The following is a 21,135-nucleotide window of genomic DNA, read 5'->3' as shown; positions in this document are numbered from 1 at the left end:
TGGCATTGCTTCTATTTCACAAGTACTATTTACAGCTCTGAAGCACTCATGAACTGGATAAGATCAATTTTCTGACCTGTTTTAGCACTTTCCAGCGCTCCAAATACCATTGCCATACTATACCGATTATCTCTACAATTCGTCTCTACTGGACGCTCTTCTGCTAGGGACAGGAACATTTCCTCCAAACATCCTTGATGGAAGGTTTTGTCCATATCAACAATCTCTCCATTTACACGCTCAACATCACGAATAAATTTATCACTCTGATCGCCTGCTACGACTACTTCTGCATATGGCATTTCATGACCATCCCAAATCGCAGTTCCTTTTTCCCCATTCAGACGCCAAGCTGCTTCCCAAGAGGTAGAGGCACCTTCTGCACACCAAGACCCCTGATAAGTAAATACAGACCCATCCGACATCTCAAAGATACACACTGCCGACGCATTCCCCTTATACCATGATCCGGGTGGATTAAACTCCTGGCAGTAAACGGATATCGGATTGGCTCCACTTATAAATCGGGCCTGATCAAAGGTATGAATCGCCATATCCAGCAGTAGAGGACTTTCCATGACATCACGGAACCCCCCAAAATGAGCGCCGAGGAAAAAGCTAGCACTGATGTACCCTACTCTCCCAATGGTATCAGACTCAATTAAGTTACGCAAAGAACGTATACGAGGGTCATAACGGCGATTCTGCATCACAGCATGGGCATTTCCAGTTCTTTCTGAGATCTCAACAATCTTAGTGCACTCTGCCATAGTCTCTGCCAGTGGTTTCTCACTAAACACGTTACATCCAAGTTCTAATGCAGTGCTAGAAATGCTGTAATGGCTTCCCGGAACTGTAACGTCAAACACAAGATTAGCTTCAGTCGCCTGAATTGCTTCTTTAATGTCAGTAAACGTCAGACAAGAAATCTCATGCTTTGCTGCCATCGCTTGTGCTGACTCCAATCGTATATCTACAAGAGCAACAATCTGAATATCTGAACGTGATAAAGCGTATTCAATCCAGGCGTTAGCCATTCCTCCGCAACCTGCAACCGCTACACGGTACTGAGCTGTCATAATTCTCCCCCTCTACGGTTACAGCGGATTAGGTACAAAGCTACCGCCCCGGCATTGTTTCAAATAATTTAAAGCATGTACTTGTCCCATCATTTCCAGCTCATCCCGATAAACAGGATCATGCCAGCCTTCAATATCAATCGTACCTTTATAACCTGCCTGACGCAAAATAGAAATTACATCGGTCCAGTTCGTATCTCCAAAGCCCGGAGTCCGGTGCCATACATAAGGATTTGACCCGTGGATACCATATTCTTTTACAATATCCCAAGCGATGGTCGCATCTTTACCATGCACATGGAAGATCTTGTCTGTCCATTTACGAAGCTGCGGAATCGGATCAATCAATTGGACCATCTGATGACATGGCTCCCATTCGAGCCCAATATTGTCAGCAGGCACAGCATTGAACATCTTCTCCCAAGCTAATGGATTGTGAGTAATATTCCAGTCACCTGATCCCCAGTCTCCACCCATGGAACAGTTCTCGAAGGCAATTCGTAAACCGCGCTCCGCTGCTCTTTTGGACAACTCTCCAAACACCTCGGTAAACTTCGGAATGGATTCATCAATGGATACCCCTGGCAGCCTTCCTGTAAAACCTGATATCATATCCGTTCCGAACAAATGAGCATGATCAATCAGTCGTTCCCAGCTCGCGATTGCATCGGAATTATCACCAGTATTCGTCAAAGGATTGCCGAAGATCCCAACAGATGAGATCACGAAGTCATGTTCTGCTGCAAGCTCTTGCACACGCTTTCCAGTTTCTACGAGATCTGTTTCCCCTGTAGTTTGCCAGAAGGTTAAGCTAAAAGATTCAAATCCATGTCCTACAATTTGCGGAATCACTCTTACAGCGTCGCCGCCGCCTACTAATGTTCCAATTCGCATTGTATCCTTCATCTTGTGACCACTCCAATATTGGTTTATAGTAAGTGCTATAACCCGAGTATATACTGCTTCTGAGCTTAAAACTCTTATTATCTTGTGTTTATATAGTCGTATCTTGTGGGAGTTGTGTGAAATATGAGTTACTCTAATGATCTTAAAGAATATCCTCAATTAGAAGAAAAAACGTATCCCTTTCGATTATTTTTTAATGAATGCAAGAACGCAAAGATCGGTCAGAATATCCTATTTTTGCACTGGCATGAGCATTTCGAAATCATCATTATGCAGGAAGGCAGCGCCATTTTTCACATAGACAGCAAGCCCTATGAACTGCATGCCGGAGAGGTACTGTTTGTTCCCTCTGGAGGATTGCATGTTGGGTACAGTCTACGGGATGATCATGTTCGTTTTATCTCAGTCGTATTCCATAGTTCTTTATTTAAGGATTGGAAGCAGGATCCTCAGCATGAGCAGTTTGTAGTCCCTTATTTAGAGAATCGTTATCAGCTGCCGGTCAAACCTGCAGAGCTTGTTCCGACCTGCTCCACATATTTTTCTCTTCTGGATACCATCGTTGATGAAGTACATCAGAAAGGTCCTGCTTTTCAACTGGTCATCAAGAATCAACTGCATTTACTCTTTGTGCTGCTCTCTCGCACCTTTCTACCTGAACAGGTTTCTGGTAGAACAAATGAGCGTCATTCCTTTAATCGCGAACGTTTTAAGCCACTACTAGAGTACATGGAGAACCATTTCGATGACAAAATGACCGTAGAAAGCGCCGCAAGATCTGTAAATCTAAATCCTTATCATTTCTGCAAAACCTTTAAGAAGCTAACAGGCCGAACCTTCATCGATTATGTTAATCTTTGCCGAGTAAACGAAGCGGAGCGATTGCTGCTCGAGACAGATTTCACAGTGACTGAGATTGCCGGGAGAGTGGGCTGCGACAATCCCAATTACTTTACCAAGCTATTCAAGCAGTATAAAGGCATTACCCCTTCAGCGGTTCGGAAATAGGAGGTTCTGTCTCTGTTCGCAAAAATAGCACCGTTCGCCTCTCGCAAACGGTGCTGGTTATAGGATTATTCCATTGCTGTAAGCTCTAGCCTCCGCACACTTGCAAGCGCGGGAAAAGATTCATTCACCGTACCGGTACTCCAAAGCTCAACCTGCTGCCCTACTTTCAAATCCTTAAAGCTAATCGATTCTCCAGCTTCATTAAACATTGTTGACTTCTGATTGAATGAGAACCAGTAAGAGGGATCTTCCATACCAGGTTCAAGAATGAGAATCCGCTTCGCCTGTTTGGTATCGATCTGTACGATTTGACCTATTACATGTGGTTCGCCTAGCTCTGAAATGTCGTAGGTCAACATATCCGGATCAATCCACTTTTCTATCTCAAGTATGGCAGGTTCAGCATAATCAGATGGTATTGTAATCGTTACTTTATTACCAATCGTGTCCACACCGGAACCGTATAGATTAAGCTTCTGGTAGAGTTCTTGTTTATGCAAAAGCTCTTGTGCAGCTAATAACTCTTGCATCGAATATTTAACATCATGGAGCTCATAAGTACCTGCCGCGAAAGTCTGAGCAAACCGCTGCTCAATCTGCTTGCTCAAACCCACGATATTGATATGAACCTTATTATCCTGTAGATAGATATCTCCGTTAGGAATCTTCTGAGCCGACAGGAAAGCTTTAACCGCCTCTGGATCACTGGAGTAAAGCACTTTTTCAGCTTCAGGATCTTCTATTTCAGCGCTCGCAGTAGCCAAGATATCTGGATTTGCAGTAATTGCAGCAGCTGGAGCCGGCTCTTTATACGATTGTTGATCTTCTGAACAACCACTTATGAATAGAATAACAACAGATATCATTATCCAGCCGCCAGTCCTCTTAAGCATACTTGTCACTCCCTCACTCTTTACCTTCTCAAACGGAGATTGGAAGTGATAGGTTGCAGATTCAAAAATGAATTCTCTAATCTAATGTATAAGGAGCGAGTCCAATCGGAAGAGCTTCAGGACGGGTGCAAGTACTCTCCATTTCGTAGAAGGAATGAGCGTCTGAAGAATCATGGAATGCCCACATCGCTTCTAGTACATGATAAGCCAATTCTCCACTGGCGCGGTGCTTTCTTCCCGTCCGAATGGCATAAGCCATATCCGCTGGACCAATTCCGCGCGTATTTTGATCATATCCAGATAACAGCGTTTGCTCTGTCCATTCATTCTCACCCATGAGCCGGAATTTCACCGGACCGCCAAAGTTATTAGGATCCGGCACTTGAATTGTTCCAAGTGTTCCGTAAATTTCTATATGCGGCAGGTTACTGCCGCCAAATATATCAAAGCTTGTAATCAGCGTTGCAATGGCTCCATTCTCAAATCTTAATGTTCCGGCAACGTGAGTTGGAATTTGAACAGGAATTTTATTACCCAATTTCTTCTCACTTGTAATCGTGCGTTCTTCTAGCGCTTTACCAGTCATCCCGCTAACCGTACGAATTGGACCCAATAACTGCACCAATGCTGTCAAATAGTATGGTCCCATATCGAACATTGGACCTCCACCAGCGGCATAGTAGAATTCTGGATCTGGATGCCAATGTTCATGTCCACGCCCCATCATAAATGAGGTAGCTGCAACGGGTTCGCCAATTACACCCTCCTCGATCAGCTTCAAAACGGTTTGAATGCCCGATCCAAAGAATGTTTCCGGGGCGCTGCCCACTAATACACCCTTTTCACGTGCCGCAGACAGAACTTGGCGTCCTTCTTCTCTTGTCACAGCTAGTGGTTTCTCAACGTACACATGTTTACCCGCTTCAATAGCTTTCAGGCATACTTCCGCATGAACCGCTGGAATCGTCAGGTTGATAACGATCTCTATCCCCGGATCATTCAGTAATTGCTCTGTGGTATAAACGTTCGGAATATTGTATTTATCCGCTTGCTCCTGTGCTCTCGCCAAGTCCAAGTCCGCACAGGCAACTAGATCTAGAATCTCGAACTTCTGGCAGTTCTCCATATAGATACTACTAATTTTACCGCATCCGATAATTCCTACTTTGACTTTATCCATTTGTTGATCGCTCCCAGAGATTATTGACTGTCTGCCATTCCGCTATAGCTACTACTAACCGCTGAAAGATGGGATTGTGCGTGAGTTTTTCCCTCGGCAGCCCATAGCAGTCCTCTGCGCATCATTTTCTTTACCTGTGGCATAGCTACAATATCGGCATGATGTCCAAGTGAATTATAATACACTCTGCCATGACCCCATCGTTTGGTCCAAGCTACTGGCATATCCACGGCTTTGTTGAAAGAATGCGGGCCTTCAACAACTGGAAACCGAGTCGTTGCAAGTACTTCTACAGCCGGATCAACATGCAGATAATATTGCTCTGAACAAACGGTGAAGTCTTCTAATCCCTCTACCAAAGGACTTGAGCTTTGGCAAATCTCTACGGTGTAGTTCACACCATCATTGCCGGGATGAGCTACCCATTGTCCCCCCGTCATAAACTGCCAATCCACATTATTTCGGAAAGAATCACACATCCCGCCATGACATCCTGCAAGACCCGTACCGTTCTGTACAGCTGCCGAGACATTATCCACTAGCTTCTGATCGATTGTCCCCATTGTCCATACCGGAACGATCAAATCTAATCCAAGAAGCCTCTCCGCATCACCAAAAGCCTCAAGTGTATTCGATACCTCCACTTCAAACTGTTCCTCTTGTAACAACTTAGCGAATATATCAGCTACCAGTTCAGGCTCATGGCCATCCCAGCCGCCCCATACAATCAATGCTTTTCTCATTCTCAGCACTCCTTCTATTAGAGGTTGTTCAAAAAGTCCGCTTTTGATCACGCATTTTTGTGGATTACATCTCAGATATATCGACCCACCGGCGCTGTTCAATAGAGCGTTCTACAGCTTCTAACACAGCTTGGCATTTCACTCCGTCATGGAAATTAGGTTCAGGCTGACGTCCTTCTTCTATCGCATTGGATAACTCCAACATCTCGTGAATAAACGTATGTTCAAAGCCAATCGTATGACCCGGCGGCCACCAAGCCTCCGCATATTCATGCGCAGGATCTGTAGCCAGCACACGCCGAAAGCCCTGTACATCCTCTGCGTCTGAAGTTAAATAGACTTCAAGTTCATTCATCCGCTCAAAATCGAATTTCACACTACCTAGACTGCCGTTTATCTCAAATGAATTGGTAGAGCGATGGCCTGCTGCGAACCGCGTAGCTTCAAAACTACCCAAGGCACCGTTTGCAAAACGGGCTAAAAACAATGTCGCATCATCAACAGTAACCTTTCCCTTTGGTGCATCCTTGTCCCCTTTAGCGCTTAATCCGGTCATTTCAGCAGCAAGCGGACGTTCTTTAATGAAGGTCTCACTCATGCCGATTACTTCCTTCACATCACCTACTAGGAAATGTGCCAAATCAATGAGATGCGCACCCAAATCACCATGTGAGCCTGAACCCGCAATTTCCTTCTGCAATCTCCACACTAACGGGAACTCCGGATCAATAATCCAATCTTGTAGAAACCATGCCCGAAAATGATAGATTTCTCCAAGCCGTCCGCTCTCAACTAGCTTCTTAGCAAGTCTAACCGCTGGCGAAAAGCGATAATTAAAACCAACCATATGTGTAACCCCTGCATCTTCAGCGGCTTGCAGCATTTCACGGGAATCCGCCAAGGTCAGCGCGAGTGGCTTTTCACAAAAAATATGCTTACCTGCTTTGGCTGCAGCCAAAGCTATCTCCTTATGTGCATTACTAGGGGCATTTATATCAATAAGATCAATATCCTCACGAGTGATTAGATCTTTCCAATCTGTTACACAATCCGACCATCCTAACTGAGTGGCAGCCTCTTCAAGCGCTTCAGCATTCCGTCCACAAATCACAGACATCTCTGGCTTAAGCGCTTTCGGGAAAAACATTGGCAGACTGCGGTAAGCATTACTATGAGCCTTACCCATAAATTTATAACCGATCATTCCAATGCGAAGCTGTTTCATCTTATTCCTCCTTAGGATTCATAATTATTGATGAAGCTCGTATTACTAATTCTGTCGGTAGTTTAATCTGGATGATTTGGGAGGACGCTGCCGTTTCTGAGAGGCTACACCCCAGCAATTCTAGTACCTTAGTTACAGCGATTTCACCCAGCTCATAAAAGGGAACATGCACACTGCTTAAGGCGGGGGTGGTAAGCTCAGCGGCATCCGAATCATCATAGCCCACCATAGCTGGGATACGATCCTTTGGGATACCTAGCTCCTGCAAACCTTGTTGCAAACCAATAGCCATTCGATCATTTGCGGCTACAATGGCATCAATCTCATTCAGCAGAGGCAACATCTCTTTGGCAGCCATAACACCGCTTTTACGACTGAAATTCCCTTCGAATAAAAGTGAATCATCCAAAGGAAGGTTCGACTCCTCCAACGCACGCGAATAACCAGTTAAACGATCTCGGCTGTTCGAAAAAGATACCGGGCCGTTTAGAAAGGCAATCCTCGTCAGGCCCTGATCCAGGAAGTGTTTGACCGCTTTCCGGCTTCCTTCGACATGATCAGCATCCACCTCATGAAAGGCCTCTCCTTCAAAATGCTGATTAATCAGGCAAAACGGATGACCTTCCACCTTCAATCGGCGAAGTGAGGCTAGCTCACCTGGTTCTTCTTTGGCACCGAGTACAATGCAAGCATCAATCTTCCGCATCTTAAACAACGTGCTATAGTCCATTGGCTCTTCAGCGTTTCGAAACAGCATTAACAGATCATAGCCCTCTTCTCGCGCCTTACTCCCAATGCCACTTAATATTTCCGAAAAATAATAAGTGGAGAACAAGCGAGCTTTTGGCAAATAAGGCATGACTACACCGAGATTCCCACTCCTTCTTCGAGCAAAGCTCTGAGCGAGTGAGCTAGGGGTATATCCCAGTTTTAGAGCAGCGGCCAACACCCGTTCCTTCGTTTCTTCCTTGAGCGGACCTACATTGTTTAGCACACGAGAGACTGTGGCTTCTGAGACTCCGGCAAGCTCGGCAACCTCTTTACGGCTGGCGATAGAAATCCCTCCTACGAAAGCGCATTCAATTAATGTACGCGCGTACATTCTCTCATGAACCATGCCCTTCGTCAACCCTAATTTTGGATATTAAAAAATAATAAATCCCCTGAAATAAATCAGGGGATTTTATCATTGCCCATCAACCACGCTTGTACATGCTTTAGGAATTTTTTAGTGGCAGGAGAAGCGTATTTCATGGAATGTACAGCAATCCCCAGTGATCTGAAACTACGTTCCTCCAATTCAAGCATCGTTACATTATAATTCTGGCGAGTTAATACAAGCTCTGGCAAAATACTAATTCCAAGCCCCTTCTCCACCATGGCCATAATGGCATAATCATCACCTGCTGAGAACTTAATATTCGGTTTGATGCCTGCCTTATCCAGTACACGTCTAACATCATAATCCGAACCTGCCTTTGGTATGATGAAATCCTCTTTAGCAATTTGGGATAAGGATAGAAACGGCTCAGCACTAAGCGGATTTTCTTTGGACACGATGCCTAGCATCCTATCCTTTTTTAAGGGAATGACATCGAACTTATCGCGTGTAGGCAGAGAAATAAAACCACAATCAACGACTCCAGCCTCGATCCATTGCTCAACCTCTAAGTAACCACCTTCCATCAACCTGATTTCTATATAGGGGTACTCACTGCGAAATTGCTTAATCATTCCTGGCAGCCAATGCACAGATACACTGGTGAATGTACCGATGGTAATGGTCCCTACCTCTAGCCCATGTATATCTGCCACCTCCTGCTTCAACTTTTCATTCCACTTTAGAATTTCACGGATAGGCTGCAGCACCTGCTCCCCATTTACCGTCAATTTAACGCCGGATCTATTTCTAATTAATAACGTGAAACCAAACTCCATCTCCAAGCTACTAATCGTGTGGCTAATTCCAGATTGCGTAAAGCCCAGCACATCTGCTGCTTTTGTTAAGCTCCCTAGCTCTACAACCTTTAGAAAAATCTCATATTTATTAATGCTCAACCTCTATCCCTCACCTTTTTTAATTACATAAGTTTTACTCATGTATCCTATGATAAACATTCAGTTACCTTATGTATAGAGCCGTATTATACTAAATTTAGTTGAAAATGAAGAAGGATGGATGACGAGATGAAACCGCTCAAAGCTGAGCTGATGCTGTTAGTTGTAACATTATTTTGGGGTTCTTCCTACATATTTATGAAAATGGGGTTAGGTACGTTAGGTGAATTCAATTTGATTGCACTCCGCTTCGGACTTGCTTTTATATTAGCCGCAGTGATCTTTCATAAACGCTTAAGAAAAGCTGACATCAAAACATTGAAATATGGTGCTTTACTCGGATTCTTACTCCTAGGCGTGTTCACATGTATAACGTTCGGACTTAAGACTACGACAACCTCCAATGCCGGATTTTTAGTAGCCCTTACGGTCATTTTTGTACCGATACTAGATCGAGTACTTTTCAAAAAAAGAGTCGCACCTCCGCAAGTTTTTGGCTCCGTACTCGCTATAGCTGGAATCGGACTCCTTACATTAAACGCTACCTTAAAAATCCAACCCGGTGACTTCCTTTGTATTCTCTCAGCGGTGTTTTATGCGGTCCAGATCTTATTTACTGGAAAGGCAGTCAAAGAATGTGATTCACTGAATATTGGGATCTTGCAGTTGGGATTTGCCGGAGGGTTTGCTTTAGTGTTATCAGCACTGTTCGAGACGCCTTCGCTGCCTTCAACTTTACCGGCATGGATAGCGATCCTCGCACTTGGGATACTCTGTAGTGCCTGCGGATTCATCTTACAACCAATAGCTCAAAAATATACGACACCAACCCGCACCGGACTGATTTTCTCCCTTGAGCCGGTATTCGCTGCGCTGTTTGGTTATTGGTTCGCCGCCGAAAAGCTATCGATGCAAGGGTATGCTGGCGCAGCCCTTGTTCTACTGGGGATTGTAGCATCAGAGCTACTCGGTAAAGTTACTGTCAGTCCTCAGTGGACTCAGAAGAAACCAGAACATCTATAAAATGATTATCTAATACAAAAGGCGTCGTTAGCTATGCAAGCTGAACGACGCCTTTTTATATTAACTTAGATTATCGTATAAATTAATGTCCCATCATCATGGCAGCATCCGCCTTTTGACCCTCTTCGGAGGAGGAATCATTAGCGGAAAGCTTCGGTTTGCGCAGGATAATACTCATGAGTACACCGACTACAGCTATACAGCCAGAAAGGAAGAATACATCATCGAAGCCCAGTACTGCAGCTGTCAAAGGATTGCTTCCTGCTTTCAGTGCTCCCATGTGTACAGTAATTTGACTTGTCAAATAACCTGTTAAACCTGCAACCGCAAAGGCCACCACTACCTGCTGTGCAGCCGCTGTAAGCGATGTGACCCGGCTCACCAAATCACGCGGCGCTGCATTCAGAACATGTGTATTGAGTGGCATCATCGCTATCCCCATCCCAAATCCTAATAAAGCAAGATACATCATAATGGTATTTAAGCTTGTATTTATCGTAATCCCCGATAGAAGGAATAAGGTAACTGTAATGATGCTCAGACCCACAAATGCCAGCGGGCGTGCCCCTATCTTATCAAACAATTTACCACCAAGCGGCATGCCGATTACACATGCTAAAGCTTGTGGAAGCAGAATTAACCCTGTCTCTAATGGTGTATAAGCCCGGATCTGCTGTAAGTATAGTGGTACAAACAACATGGAACCAAACAATGCGGCTTGCATGACCCAAGTTAAAATAATACCGCGGGTGAAATCTGAGGAACGAAACACACGAAGATCAAGCAGAGGCTGCTTATGCCGCAGTTCAACGATTATAAATAGAATCAGTGCAACACCCCCAACAGATAACCCGAGGATTGCAGGAGTCGATGACCAGCTATTCGCTCCACCTTCATTTACTCCATATGCCAGCATAGAGAACGCAATTGGAGCCAGTATAATACCTAGTATATCGAGATTGCCTTTACCGATCTTCTCCGTCTTGGGTAGATACTTCACACCAAGAATAATACCAACAATCCCAATCGGCACGTTAATCAAGAAGATCCAATGCCAGCTAACATATTCAACAAGCCATCCGGACAATATTGGGCCAAGTGCAGGTGCAAGCAGCATGGGAATCCCAAGCATCCCCATAATCGACCCTCTTCGTTCTGCTGGAGCTAACTTAAACACCATAGCCATCCCAATAGGAGCTACCATACCCCCACCAAGACCTTGGATTACTCGAAAAATAACAAGCTGCGAAGAAGTTTGAGCTATGGAACATAACATGGAGCCAAGAATGAACAACGTGAGCGTCACCAGAAACACCTGTTTAGACCCGAAGCGATCAGTCATCCAGCCTGCGAGCGGTATTACAGCAGCTAAAGCTAACGTGTAGCCTGTAATCGCCCACTGAATCGTTTTTAGATCTGAAGAAAAATAATCGACCAGTTTGGGTATAGCCACATTCACGACGGTGCCATCCAGAATAACCATAATCATTCCGACGATAATAGCAAGAAGCGGGGGGAGGATAGCTCTTAGTGAGAATGGCCGTTCTTCTGTCGGGCTACTCTGAGTAATTGATTTTGTCATCCAGTACTCCACTCTTTTCTCTAATTTAGTTAAATGCTTTAACGATTATTTCAAATTTTAATTTACCTTCGATGAATGTGAAAGTCAACAAATAAAACCCTTTTTTACAATAAAAATACATTGCTTTTACTTTCATCTCAGAAAGTTTATTGAAACAAAAAAAAGACTATGCATAGTCCCTTAGAAATTTCTTCTTAAGGAACGTACGCATAGCCTGTTGTACTAAAACTGTATCAATAATTTCCTCCAAATTATATGGAAGGAAGGTTTCCCTTTAATTCAACAATCTTACCCGACTTATTGAGAACAAACTCAAGGGATGCTTCCGTTACAGCAAAGCCAAGTACACATTGTATGGACATTTGATCTTCTTTTTGACTACTTTCAGTAGACTTTATGCCATGGTAAGTACCAGCTCGTGCAGTGAAATCAGCCCAATATTTCTGTAAACCCGTAACGGAAAGCGAACGCTTCATTTCATCACTAAAGAATCGATTCTCTAATTCTTGAAATTGTCCAGTGCTCAGCAGTCCCGCTATCACACTAGCTGTAACCTCGGGCGCATAAACTTCCACTAGATTAGCTTCTGCATTATAAGAGGTTACCAGTCCAGCACTAGTGAAAAAAGAGAGCGGAACATATAAGTGTTCCTTCTTAAGCACAACTGCATCCTTAAAATCTCTTTTTGCTGTATCATTAATGGTAATGTGGTCGTCTCCAACTTTATATTCAATCTTTTGTTTGACTCCACTTAATGTAATGGTGTCTGTGCTTTTTTGATAAGTGGTCTGATATTTTAAGACGCTTGATGTCTCTCTAAGAGGAAGCAGGACCGTAGAACCGTTTGTATAGGCTGAATACAGATCTGATTTCAGAACCTGACCATTTAAAACCACCTTCACTTCACTAGCATCTGCCCAAGCCGTAGAATAGGTAGTTCCTCCAAATCCATTTACCAATAATAGTACACTTAACACCACAACAACCGCGATTTTGTTCATCCGTTCGAAACCTCCCTTTTTTTGACTATTAGTATTATGTGCGTTTCCAGCATCTGCTAATCCTAATGGTAATCAAGCTTAACAAAAAAAGTGAATTGCTTCTTACATGGACTTTCAAGTTCTAGGTTATTCCACTTTGAAGTCAAAATATTGTTTAGGATAAGGTTCCTTGATCAACGTAAAATGCCACCATTCCTTACTGTAAGGTTTAAATCCTTGTTTTACCATCGCCTCTTTGAGAATTGCCCGATTTGCTTTCTGAGTCTTGTTAATTAAGGACGTATCGTAATAGGAGATATCTCTGAAAAAATCAAACGGGCTGCCCATATCTACCTCAGCTCCCGTTTCTTTATTTACGATCGTTAAATCGATGGTGCTGCCTCTGGAATGGCCTGATTTTTTAGCTATAAACCCGAGTTTGAATAGATTACGTTTATCCAGTCGCGGATAATATTGCTGTTTCATTTTAATATCTACGGCATTCTGTGACCATCTTACAAAATGATTCACTGCCGTCTGAGGACGATAAGCATCATAAACTTTAAGGATATACCCTTTGTTTGCTAAATCATCACTTACAGCCTTCAAAGCCGTTGCCGCTGTCCGCGAAAATATCGCTAAGGGCGCCTTATAGCCATCGATCCGCTTCCCAACAAAATTGTTGTCCCCGTAATAACGAATCTCAAATTCTGCGGTAGGAATCACTTCATCCAGATAGACAAAACCTTGCGGTAAATGATTCTTCTTCTCCATTTTCATCTGCTGCAGCACGGAGTCTGTTGAAGAGCCGACATAAGCAGCATAAGTACTGCCCATAAACATAGTGTTTGTCCACAATAACAGCACAAGTGTGAAAACTGCGATTTTTGTTCCTCTTAATCCCATTCTCAATTGAGCCAGCCTCTTCTCAGATGTTGTCTTCACATATTCTAATAATTATGAGTTTACGGTTTCAACTAGAAATTTTTCGATTACAGGTGTGAATTTATTATTCGTAGAATTAAGTAATTGCAGCAGCTTTTCTAAAATCGAAAGAATTCTAGTATCGACTTTGCTATCTTTTAGTGCATCCTCATATGCCTTTTTTACTTCTGGTTTAATTACTCGCTCATCATAGTCATATGCAGGTGTATTACTTGTTCCATATAATAAGCGAGACGTTGCAAGGAGAAGTTCTTTTTGAAGAGCGGTTGAACGGTTAGAAGCAGGATATTTCGTCACAAAATCCTCTAGCGCAAGCGCCCTGTTCGTTAACTCGGTCCAACTAATCACAATCGCTGCATCAGAGACACTCGGTTGATTAGATTCGGTGGCCATAATATCAATATATGCTGCAATGTCCTTTGTAACATACGGCTTAAAAATCTTAAATCCCTCATAATGCATCACCGGATAGTACATGCCCTCACTGGTCTCCAGCTTATATCCCTTATCCCGGCCTTCAATTAACACGTTGCGTACGTTGGCATCTTTGATCGTATTAAGGAGTGAGGTATAGGTGAGATTTTTGTTTTTGGAAAAAGCATTATTTATCTCTTTCTGCATCTTGTCCGGAAAAACCTTTTCTGAGTATACAGATAAATGAGCCTTCTGTGCATTCTCGAGCTGGAGAGTCATCCGTGTCGCTGTCCAGTTATCCACTACTTTGATGTGGTTAATTAAATAATTACGTGCGGCAGCAAGAGATGTCGGCTTCTGTACATACTGCTGGAATTGATTATAGACTTTTAGCGTTTCCGTTGCCGTTGCGGCAAGTACTGGCTCTATAACCAAAGTACTAAATCCAGTCACTGAACCAAGGGTTATAGCAATACTTAACAAGCTTGCTTTTTTCCAGTTCAATTAATGACCTCCTTATGCCATATATGTAATTGTACTTAATATTTAGACATACGGGAAGATCCTGAACCTAATCCAACGCAGTATTATTATGGACGCCTTCAATATCCTTCCTACGATAAATGCCCATCAAAAGTCCAATAGCAGCATATTCAAACCACACATGACTCCCATAGCTGAGAAACGGAAATGGAATTGAGGTCAGCATCATTCCCCCGCTCAAAACAGCAAGACCATAGGCAAATCTTATAGCAAGAAAAAATGCTAAGCCAACAACAAGTGCCTGTCCGTAAGGTTCACGAATAGCTCGTATCGTTAAAAGAAGCTTAATGAAAAGCCAGGTTATAACAGCTACCAGAAGCAATCCACCCGCCCAACCAAAGCAATGAATAAGATAGACTGGCAACATATCGGAGTAGACATACGGCAGCTTTTGTTCTACTGATCCGAATCCGTGACCCCACCACCCAGCTGAACGAATTACTTCACGCATGACTTGATAAATATATCCATAACCTTCCGGATCTAAAGATGGATCTATAGCATTTATGAATCTAGCCAGCAAGTACTCACTATTTAATATAAAAAGTAGTCCAGCTATTGAAAAGAACCCTAACAACACGAAGCTCTTTAACCAATTGCGAATAATCCATAAATACAGTACTAGTGAGGAGACAAGATACAATACTAACTCTGGAAGAGCGTTTAAAGAGATAAGCAACAACGCGGGGAGTAACAAAATTCCTACTTCGAACAGCCCGCTTCGCCAAGTTTTCTTGATAGCTGCTTCCCTACGATTTACTAGAATACCTGTTAGCGCAACAATCAGCATAAAAGGACGATAGGATGTCATGTCAGGTAAAATCAAAAAGATCCTAGGACCATAATTCACACCGTTCACTTGCGTTCCCCATCCAATACTCACTAATATCCCTATTATAGAAGTAGCATATAACACCCAAGAAAGTCCTTTTAATCTTCTGAAATCAATGAAGTACAATCCAAACATCAGTACAGTTCCTATGAGTATATTTATGGACTGCCGTCTAAGCGCATTATCTAAAAAAGAACCTTTAACAATATCACTATAGCCAGCATCCACAGAGCCCATTCCGATCAAACTAATCGCGGACAACAAAGCAATAGCTCCAAACAATCCCCAAGGAACTCGTGGTTTATGTATTTGGTGAAGTTCCTTCCCTAACGTTTGCGGATTACCCATTTGTGCGATTGCCCAAGCTATTGCTTCATCTCGGAGCATGCCGGTCGCTTCTTTTTCACAGATCAAATCTTCTAAATGACTGGCTAATTCTTGGCGTATTTCTGGATGAGTTTTTTTCGCTTTAATCTCTGCACATACTTCGTCCAAAAATTGCTGCTGCCTTTCTTTCATCATACATTCCCCTCTCCCAGAACAGAATCAACTGCACCTTTGAACATAACCCATTCTGCCCTTTTCTCTTTGAGCTTCTCTTTACCTTCATCCAGAATTCTATAGTACTTCCGCTTCCTTCCGTCTACCTCCATCCAATAGGCTTCAACCCAGCGTTCACTTTCCATCGCATGCAGGATCGGATATAAGGTTCCTTCTTTTAATGAAAAAATGCCCTGTGATCTCTGCTCCAACGCTTTGATCAGTTCATAACCATATAACGGCTTCTCCAGTAAAAGAGTCAGAATCAACGTGCCTGTACTGCCCTTCAGCATTTCTTTACTTACTTTCAATGGTCTGCGCCTCCTGATTACTAAAGTCCAATGATTAATATTTGAATATCCTGTTATATTAATTATCCTTCAATACCTAGAATAACTATACATCGTAAATCTATGTATGTAAAATCCAGGCTTATTGGTTACTCTGACATGTATAATATTACGTAAAAAACAACAATAGAAAAAATTAAACGACGATCGCTCCACGGTGTTCTGAAGATGGGTGATCGTCGTTTTTCTAAATACCTCTTTATAATAATCAATCCTCCTACTTGTAATCATATATATTTATCCAATATATATTTATCCAATATATATTGACACAATATATATTGGTCCGATATATTATAAGCGTGATATACAAATATTTCTAATCAACAAGGAGGTTCTGTTTTGAACAGTCAGGATGTTATTTTAGGCATGCTTATGAAAGAATCGAAGACTGGTTACGAAATAAAACAGTTATTGGAGGATGTATTCTCTAATTTCTATAGTTCTAGTTATGGAACGATTTATCCCACACTTGCCCGCATGGAAAAGGAGGGTTTGATAACTAAGGAAAATGTGCAGCAGGAAGGTAAGCCTAATAAGAATCTTATAAACATCACAGATAAAGGAAGAGATAGTTTTAACGCCTATTTACTAGCCCCACTAGAGGCTGACAGTATTAAGAAATCTGATTTTATGATGAGGCTATACTTTGGTGAATTTGTTGGGTATGACAAGGTGATTCTTTGGTTGAAGCAAGCACAGGAAGAATCACAACAGAAGTTAGATCAATTACTTGAGCAGTATTCACTTTATAAAAATACAATGCATCCAGCACAGATCATCTGTATCCAAATTGGCATAGAAGAATATAAAGCAAAGCTCAAAATCATTGCCGAAGGATTGTCAAACATGGAGCAGTTAGTGCTTACAAAGTAAGTTTTGTACGTACCAAGTGAAGAGGTAACGCTCAAAAAACTTTAGGAGGAATTGTTAATGAAAACAATTTTTATAACAGGTGCTTCGTCTGGCATTGGGAGAACTACAGCAAAACATTTTGCTGAAAGAGGATGGAACGTCGTAGCCACGATGCGTTCACCTGAACAAGAAAGTGAACTTATTACACTTGATAATGTATTGGTTTTACAGCTTGATGTTGAGAAATCAGACACAATTCAACCTGCGTTAGCGGAAGCGATTAAGCGGTTCGGTAAAATTGACGTTCTTCTCAATAATGCTGGTTATGGAACAATGGGTCTTATAGAAGTAGCTACAGATGAGCAGATCAGAAGACAGTTTGAAGTTAACGTGTTTGGTCTTATCAGTATGACTAAAGCCATATTGCCACATTTTAGATCGAATCAAGAGGGTTTACTGATCAATATCTCTTCTATGGGAGGGAAAGTAACCTTTCCTACGATGTCTCTGTATCATTCAACTAAATTCGCCGTAGAAGGTTTTTCTGAATCCGTATCTTATGAATTAGCATCACAGAACATTAGAGTTAAGTTAATTGAACCAGGTGCTATTCAAACGGACTTTGGTGGAAGATCGATGGAGTTCTTTTTTAATGATGCATTAACGGATTATAAACCCTTTACTACTGCATTCTTGGGTAAATTAGGTGAGATGGAAAACCAACCTTCCTATGCTTCACCTCCAGAAATTGTTGCGGAAACAATATATCAAGCCGCCACTGATGGGACAAGTCAATTCCGGTACATTGTTGGAGAAGATGCAAAAATGCTCATTCAAATGAAAGAAAATACAGATGAACAAGAGTATCTGACTAATATAGCCCAGCATTTTTCTTAAAAAGAAGTTAGGTGGCGGACGCTTCTCGGTATTCTACCGGGGAGAGGTCCCTCTTTCTTGTTATGAGTAAAAAAATCCCCTCCGATTAACAGTGGTATGTTCATACGTACATGAACCTTCTCCACTATCTACCGTAAGGGGATTTTACAAGCTTAAGGATTAATGCATAGGTGTATTCATTTTATGATCAACAACTACTCTTTTTACGAAGAACGCAAGAATTAGACCTACAATTGCCATACTCATTCCGAAAATAAATGCATTTTGCACACCTTGCGTGAACGCAGGCAACATATTAGCCGGATCGGCTGGATCAGCCACAGTCTTCATATAACTCTTAGAACCTGCAGACATAATGCTGACAGCTAATGCAGTACCGATCGCACCAGCAACCTGCTGCAATGTATTCATGATCGCTGTACCATCAGGATATAATTCTAGCGGCAGCTGGTTAATTCCGTTGGTTTGTGCAGGCATAAATACCATCGACACACCAATCATAAGCGTACTGTGAAGTACGATTACGAATACGACTGTAGAAGCTACAGTAATACTGGAGAAGAACCATAAAGCTGTAGCAGCAATAATCAGGCCTGGAATAACAAGCCATTTAGGACCGTATTTGTCGAACAGACGACCCATGATTGGGGACATCAGTCCGTTAATAATTCCCCCTGGAAGTAGCAGCAAGCCTGCCTTGAACGCTGTATATCCCTGACCCTGTTGAAGATACATTGGAAGAATCAACATGGATGATAGGATAACCATCATACAAATAAATACCATAGCCACACCAATGGAGAACATTGGATATTTAAAAGCACGCAGATTAATCATAGGCTGCTTCATCTTCATTTGGCGCAAGCCGAACAATAAGAGTGATACCACACCTACTACGATAGCTATGATTACTTTTGGACTTCCCCAACCGGCTTCTTCACCGGCGCTGCTGAAACCAAACACGATTCCACCAAACCCGATCGATGATAATGCTATGGAGAGGATGTCGATCTTCGGCTTCGTTACCTTCGTTACGTTCTGCATGAAGAGGATTCCGAATATCAATGCGATCACCAGGAAGGGCAGTGACAGCCAGAAGATCCAGTGCCAGCTAAGACTTTCAATTAGAAGTCCAGCAATAGTAGGACCGATCGCTGGCGCTACCATGATAACCAAACCAATCATCCCCATCGCGGCACCACGTTTTTCAGGAGCAATGATGATAAGGATCGTATTGAACATAAGCGGTAATAGAAGCGCTGTACCCATTGCTTGTACCACACGCGCTGTTAATAGGAATTCAAAGCTAGGTGATACTGCAGCTAGAAACGTTCCTAGTATTGAAAAACATAATGCAGCAACAAACAACTGTCTAGTCGAGAACCACTGAAGCAGCATACCCGAAATCGGTACTAGAATTCCCAGTGTAAGCAGATAAGCTGTCGTTAACCATTGTGCTGTTGCTGGAGTGATTTGAAGGACATTCATAAGATCACTTAAAGCTACATTTAGTGCGGTTTCACTGAACATTCCGATAAATCCTGCAAGTAGTAATGAGACTAGAATCGGAATGGTTTTAAACTTCTTTACTTCCTTTTGTTGCTTTCCTTGCATAGTTGCTTCCACTCTTAATCCCCCTGATGTTCTTATCTATTGTCTCTCTCTAACCAAGTATTGCTGGGATAATCTTCGCCGCCGCGAGAAGCGGCTGTTCATCCCGTAAAGTCAGCGTCTGAAGAAGCGCTCCTTCAAATAATGAGACTACTACTGAAGCCTTATCGGCTGCAGTGTTGCCCTCCACACCTTCTTCCAGAAGGCGTTTCTTGATCACATCCTGCAAGTCCATAAACACAGATTTACATGCAGCCCGCAGCTCCTCACTAATACAAGAGGTCTCCGCCGCTAACCAAAAACTGAACGGAACGATCCCCTCAAATGAAGATTCTACTGCTTTCATAGCCATTCCTAGAATAAAGTCCTCCATTGCTTCAGCTGCACTATTGCTGCTCTCCATATGACAGTTCAGCTTCTGAGCGACTGTTAGACTATTCCGGTTAATGCATGTTAAAGCCAGTTCTTCTTTACCGTGAGGGAAGTAGTAATAAAGAGATCCCTTCGGTGAATCGCTGTCTTTAATAATCTGATTTAATCCTGTTGCATGATATCCCTGAGAAAAAAATAATTTCGAAGCGGTGTCCAGAATCGCCTCACGCGTATTCGGCTTGTTCGACAAGCTGACACTTCCTTTGCATTATAACAATTGGTCTACATAATAAAACCATATTTTTAAGAGATATGTCAACATATAAATTACTTAAATTCAAAGTAATTTGGTGGAAGTACGGTAGTCAGGTTACCACCATCTGCTCAGTACATCATGTTACCCCATCGGACTCAGATGCAGCTATTTGCGCTAAAACTGGCTTTAAGATACATTATCGGACCTGAGCGACACTACTTCACTAAAATGGAGTAGTTTCCATCTATTTTTGAGCACCTAGCTGCATTGGAGTCCGATAGTTCACCCTCACCGGGAAAATAATTAGCCTCTCGCCCACTTTATCCGCCCGAAATTATCTACTTCCCAATCCCTCATCCTCAGCGTATACTATAATTATTCCAATGAGAAAGGTGTGAATTTATGCAGGACGTGCCTAAAGGAATTCCACGGCCATTAGTAAAGACTAATCAGGCGTTTATCGTCATTTCAGTAATATTAACATGGCTAACAGGACAGCACTGGATCCTTGCGCTGCCCTTGTTCGCCGGATTGCTTGGCCTCTCGTTCGGTTACAATCCCATTATTAAGCTTGCTGGTAAGTTTCTGACCAAAGAACGTTCGCACTATGTACTCGAAGACTGGTCACAATAACAGTTTAACCAAACCATTGCTGTCTTCTGCCTAGCAGGTGGTCTGATCAGCTTCTTCGCTGGCTGGACGATTGCTGCTTATATTTTCACAACGCTCGTTGCAGTGGCGGCTACGGTTGCGATTTTTGGTTTTTGCATCGGATGTTTTATCCATTATCAGTGGAGAATGTACAATTACAGACGTAAACAAAGCACAAATTAAATCGCAAAA

General features: G+C 42.6%; 20 protein-coding genes and 1 pseudogene. 5 read left to right on the top strand and 16 right to left on the bottom strand.

The features are described 5' to 3' along the window. Positions 1-29: 29 nt before the first annotated feature. Both NSU15_RS13935 and NSU15_RS13930 read right to left on the bottom strand, forming a co-directional pair. Positions 30-1,079, bottom strand: a complete 1,050-nt coding sequence (locus tag NSU15_RS13935) for a Gfo/Idh/MocA family oxidoreductase (protein ID WP_339290885.1) — start codon at positions 1,077-1,079, stop codon at positions 30-32. An 18-nt stretch (positions 1,080-1,097) separates the two neighbouring features. After that, positions 1,098-1,985, bottom strand: a complete 888-nt coding sequence (locus NSU15_RS13930) for a sugar phosphate isomerase/epimerase (protein ID WP_339290884.1) — start codon at positions 1,983-1,985, stop codon at positions 1,098-1,100. A 123-nt stretch (positions 1,986-2,108) separates the two neighbouring features. Here NSU15_RS13930 and NSU15_RS13925 point away from each other — a divergent pair, with 123 nt between their 5' ends. Then, positions 2,109-2,993: an AraC family transcriptional regulator gene (locus NSU15_RS13925; protein ID WP_339290882.1), complete on the top strand. Its 885-nt coding sequence runs from the start codon at positions 2,109-2,111 to the stop codon at positions 2,991-2,993. A 65-nt stretch (positions 2,994-3,058) separates the two neighbouring features. On the opposite strand, the gene NSU15_RS13920 is transcribed toward NSU15_RS13925, so the two are convergent. The 6 genes from NSU15_RS13920 to NSU15_RS13895 form a co-directional block, all read right to left on the bottom strand. After that, the gene (locus NSU15_RS13920; protein ID WP_339290881.1) at positions 3,059-3,886 is read right to left on the bottom strand and encodes a DUF3221 domain-containing protein; all 828 of its coding nucleotides are present in this window, start codon (positions 3,884-3,886) and stop codon (positions 3,059-3,061) included. Positions 3,887-3,962: 76 nt separating this feature from the next. Next, positions 3,963-5,066, bottom strand: coding sequence for a Gfo/Idh/MocA family oxidoreductase (locus tag NSU15_RS13915; protein WP_042127335.1), 1,104 nt, complete (start codon positions 5,064-5,066; stop codon positions 3,963-3,965). Positions 5,067-5,086: 20 nt separating this feature from the next. Continuing rightward, a complete protein-coding gene (locus NSU15_RS13910; RefSeq protein WP_042127333.1) occupies positions 5,087-5,809 on the bottom strand; it encodes a ThuA domain-containing protein in 723 nt (240 codons plus the stop codon). Between the two features lie 64 nt (positions 5,810-5,873). After that, the gene (locus NSU15_RS13905; protein ID WP_339290878.1) at positions 5,874-7,034 is read right to left on the bottom strand and encodes a Gfo/Idh/MocA family oxidoreductase; all 1,161 of its coding nucleotides are present in this window, start codon (positions 7,032-7,034) and stop codon (positions 5,874-5,876) included. Between the two features lies 1 nt (position 7,035). Then, positions 7,036-8,136 (bottom strand): LacI family DNA-binding transcriptional regulator, encoded by a 1,101-nt coding sequence (locus NSU15_RS13900; protein WP_339290876.1) that lies wholly within the window; start codon positions 8,134-8,136, stop codon positions 7,036-7,038. A gap of 71 nt (positions 8,137-8,207) precedes the next feature. Continuing rightward, positions 8,208-9,092, bottom strand: coding sequence for a LysR substrate-binding domain-containing protein (locus NSU15_RS13895; protein WP_076118344.1), 885 nt, complete (start codon positions 9,090-9,092; stop codon positions 8,208-8,210). A gap of 129 nt (positions 9,093-9,221) precedes the next feature. On the opposite strand from NSU15_RS13895, the gene NSU15_RS13890 reads away from it, so the two are divergent. Continuing rightward, positions 9,222-10,115 (top strand): DMT family transporter, encoded by an 894-nt coding sequence (locus tag NSU15_RS13890; protein ID WP_076118343.1) that lies wholly within the window; start codon positions 9,222-9,224, stop codon positions 10,113-10,115. Positions 10,116-10,197: 82 nt separating this feature from the next. On the opposite strand, the gene NSU15_RS13885 is transcribed toward NSU15_RS13890, so the two are convergent. From NSU15_RS13885 to NSU15_RS13860, 6 genes are all read right to left on the bottom strand, one after another. Then, a complete protein-coding gene (locus NSU15_RS13885) occupies positions 10,198-11,697 on the bottom strand; it encodes a DHA2 family efflux MFS transporter permease subunit (RefSeq protein WP_339290874.1) in 1,500 nt (499 codons plus the stop codon). A 251-nt stretch (positions 11,698-11,948) separates the two neighbouring features. Next, positions 11,949-12,698, bottom strand: coding sequence for a DUF3887 domain-containing protein (locus NSU15_RS13880; protein WP_042127323.1), 750 nt, complete (start codon positions 12,696-12,698; stop codon positions 11,949-11,951). Between the two features lie 126 nt (positions 12,699-12,824). Further along, entirely contained in the window at positions 12,825-13,583 is a 759-nt protein-coding gene (locus NSU15_RS13875) for a M15 family metallopeptidase (RefSeq protein WP_339290872.1), read from the bottom strand. 51 nt (positions 13,584-13,634) lie between these two features. Further along, positions 13,635-14,540, bottom strand: a complete 906-nt coding sequence (locus tag NSU15_RS13870; protein WP_052414592.1) for a hypothetical protein — start codon at positions 14,538-14,540, stop codon at positions 13,635-13,637. 67 nt (positions 14,541-14,607) lie between these two features. Then, entirely contained in the window at positions 14,608-15,933 is a 1,326-nt protein-coding gene (locus NSU15_RS13865; protein WP_042127321.1) for an FtsW/RodA/SpoVE family cell cycle protein, read from the bottom strand. Next, complete coding sequence (locus tag NSU15_RS13860) at positions 15,930-16,262, bottom strand: PadR family transcriptional regulator (RefSeq protein WP_042127319.1); 333 nt, start codon at positions 16,260-16,262, stop codon at positions 15,930-15,932. The genes NSU15_RS13865 and NSU15_RS13860 overlap by 4 nt, the downstream gene beginning before the upstream one ends. Before the next feature lie 381 nt (positions 16,263-16,643). On the opposite strand from NSU15_RS13860, the gene NSU15_RS13855 reads away from it, so the two are divergent. Beyond that, positions 16,644-17,177, top strand: a complete 534-nt coding sequence (locus NSU15_RS13855; RefSeq protein ID WP_339290869.1) for a PadR family transcriptional regulator — start codon at positions 16,644-16,646, stop codon at positions 17,175-17,177. A 57-nt stretch (positions 17,178-17,234) separates the two neighbouring features. Further along, a complete protein-coding gene (locus NSU15_RS13850; protein WP_042127317.1) occupies positions 17,235-18,053 on the top strand; it encodes an SDR family oxidoreductase in 819 nt (272 codons plus the stop codon). Positions 18,054-18,212: 159 nt separating this feature from the next. On the opposite strand, the gene NSU15_RS13845 is transcribed toward NSU15_RS13850, so the two are convergent. Then, a complete protein-coding gene (locus NSU15_RS13845; protein ID WP_076118628.1) occupies positions 18,213-19,667 on the bottom strand; it encodes a DHA2 family efflux MFS transporter permease subunit in 1,455 nt (484 codons plus the stop codon). Between the two features lie 49 nt (positions 19,668-19,716). After that, entirely contained in the window at positions 19,717-20,286 is a 570-nt protein-coding gene (locus NSU15_RS13840) for a TetR/AcrR family transcriptional regulator (protein ID WP_042127315.1), read from the bottom strand. Positions 20,287-20,694: 408 nt separating this feature from the next. Between NSU15_RS13840 and NSU15_RS13835 the strand changes: the two are divergent. Continuing rightward, positions 20,695-21,126 (top strand): annotated as a pseudogene (locus tag NSU15_RS13835) (DUF4395 domain-containing protein). Positions 21,127-21,135: the final 9 nt, after the last annotated feature.

The sequence above is a fragment of the Paenibacillus sp. FSL E2-0201 genome, from assembly GCF_037963325.1.
In the GTDB taxonomy this organism is placed as follows: domain Bacteria; phylum Bacillota; class Bacilli; order Paenibacillales; family Paenibacillaceae; genus Paenibacillus_AQ.
This window is presented reverse-complemented; position numbering and strand designations above follow the sequence as displayed.

Excerpts from the sequence above, each read along its gene's own strand:
- NSU15_RS13910 (WP_042127333.1), bottom strand. The coding sequence starts at position 5,809 with ATGAGAAAAGCATTGATTGTATGGGGCGGCTGGGATGGCCATGAGCCT.
- NSU15_RS13890 (WP_076118343.1), top strand. The coding sequence starts at position 9,222 with ATGAAACCGCTCAAAGCTGAGCTGATGCTGTTAGTTGTAACATTATTT.
- NSU15_RS13845 (WP_076118628.1), bottom strand. The coding sequence starts at position 19,667 with ATGCAAGGAAAGCAACAAAAGGAAGTAAAGAAGTTTAAAACCATTCCG.
- NSU15_RS13905 (WP_339290878.1), bottom strand. The coding sequence starts at position 7,034 with ATGAAACAGCTTCGCATTGGAATGATCGGTTATAAATTTATGGGTAAG.
- NSU15_RS13875 (WP_339290872.1), bottom strand. The coding sequence starts at position 13,583 with ATGGGATTAAGAGGAACAAAAATCGCAGTTTTCACACTTGTGCTGTTA.
- NSU15_RS13925 (WP_339290882.1), top strand. The coding sequence starts at position 2,109 with ATGAGTTACTCTAATGATCTTAAAGAATATCCTCAATTAGAAGAAAAA.
- NSU15_RS13865 (WP_042127321.1), bottom strand. The coding sequence starts at position 15,933 with ATGATGAAAGAAAGGCAGCAGCAATTTTTGGACGAAGTATGTGCAGAG.
- NSU15_RS13920 (WP_339290881.1), bottom strand. The coding sequence starts at position 3,886 with ATGCTTAAGAGGACTGGCGGCTGGATAATGATATCTGTTGTTATTCTA.
- NSU15_RS13930 (WP_339290884.1), bottom strand. The coding sequence starts at position 1,985 with ATGAAGGATACAATGCGAATTGGAACATTAGTAGGCGGCGGCGACGCT.
- NSU15_RS13900 (WP_339290876.1), bottom strand. The coding sequence starts at position 8,136 with ATGTACGCGCGTACATTAATTGAATGCGCTTTCGTAGGAGGGATTTCT.
- NSU15_RS13885 (WP_339290874.1), bottom strand. The coding sequence starts at position 11,697 with ATGACAAAATCAATTACTCAGAGTAGCCCGACAGAAGAACGGCCATTC.
- NSU15_RS13850 (WP_042127317.1), top strand. The coding sequence starts at position 17,235 with ATGAAAACAATTTTTATAACAGGTGCTTCGTCTGGCATTGGGAGAACT.
- NSU15_RS13935 (WP_339290885.1), bottom strand. The coding sequence starts at position 1,079 with ATGACAGCTCAGTACCGTGTAGCGGTTGCAGGTTGCGGAGGAATGGCT.
- NSU15_RS13915 (WP_042127335.1), bottom strand. The coding sequence starts at position 5,066 with ATGGATAAAGTCAAAGTAGGAATTATCGGATGCGGTAAAATTAGTAGT.
- NSU15_RS13880 (WP_042127323.1), bottom strand. The coding sequence starts at position 12,698 with ATGAACAAAATCGCGGTTGTTGTGGTGTTAAGTGTACTATTATTGGTA.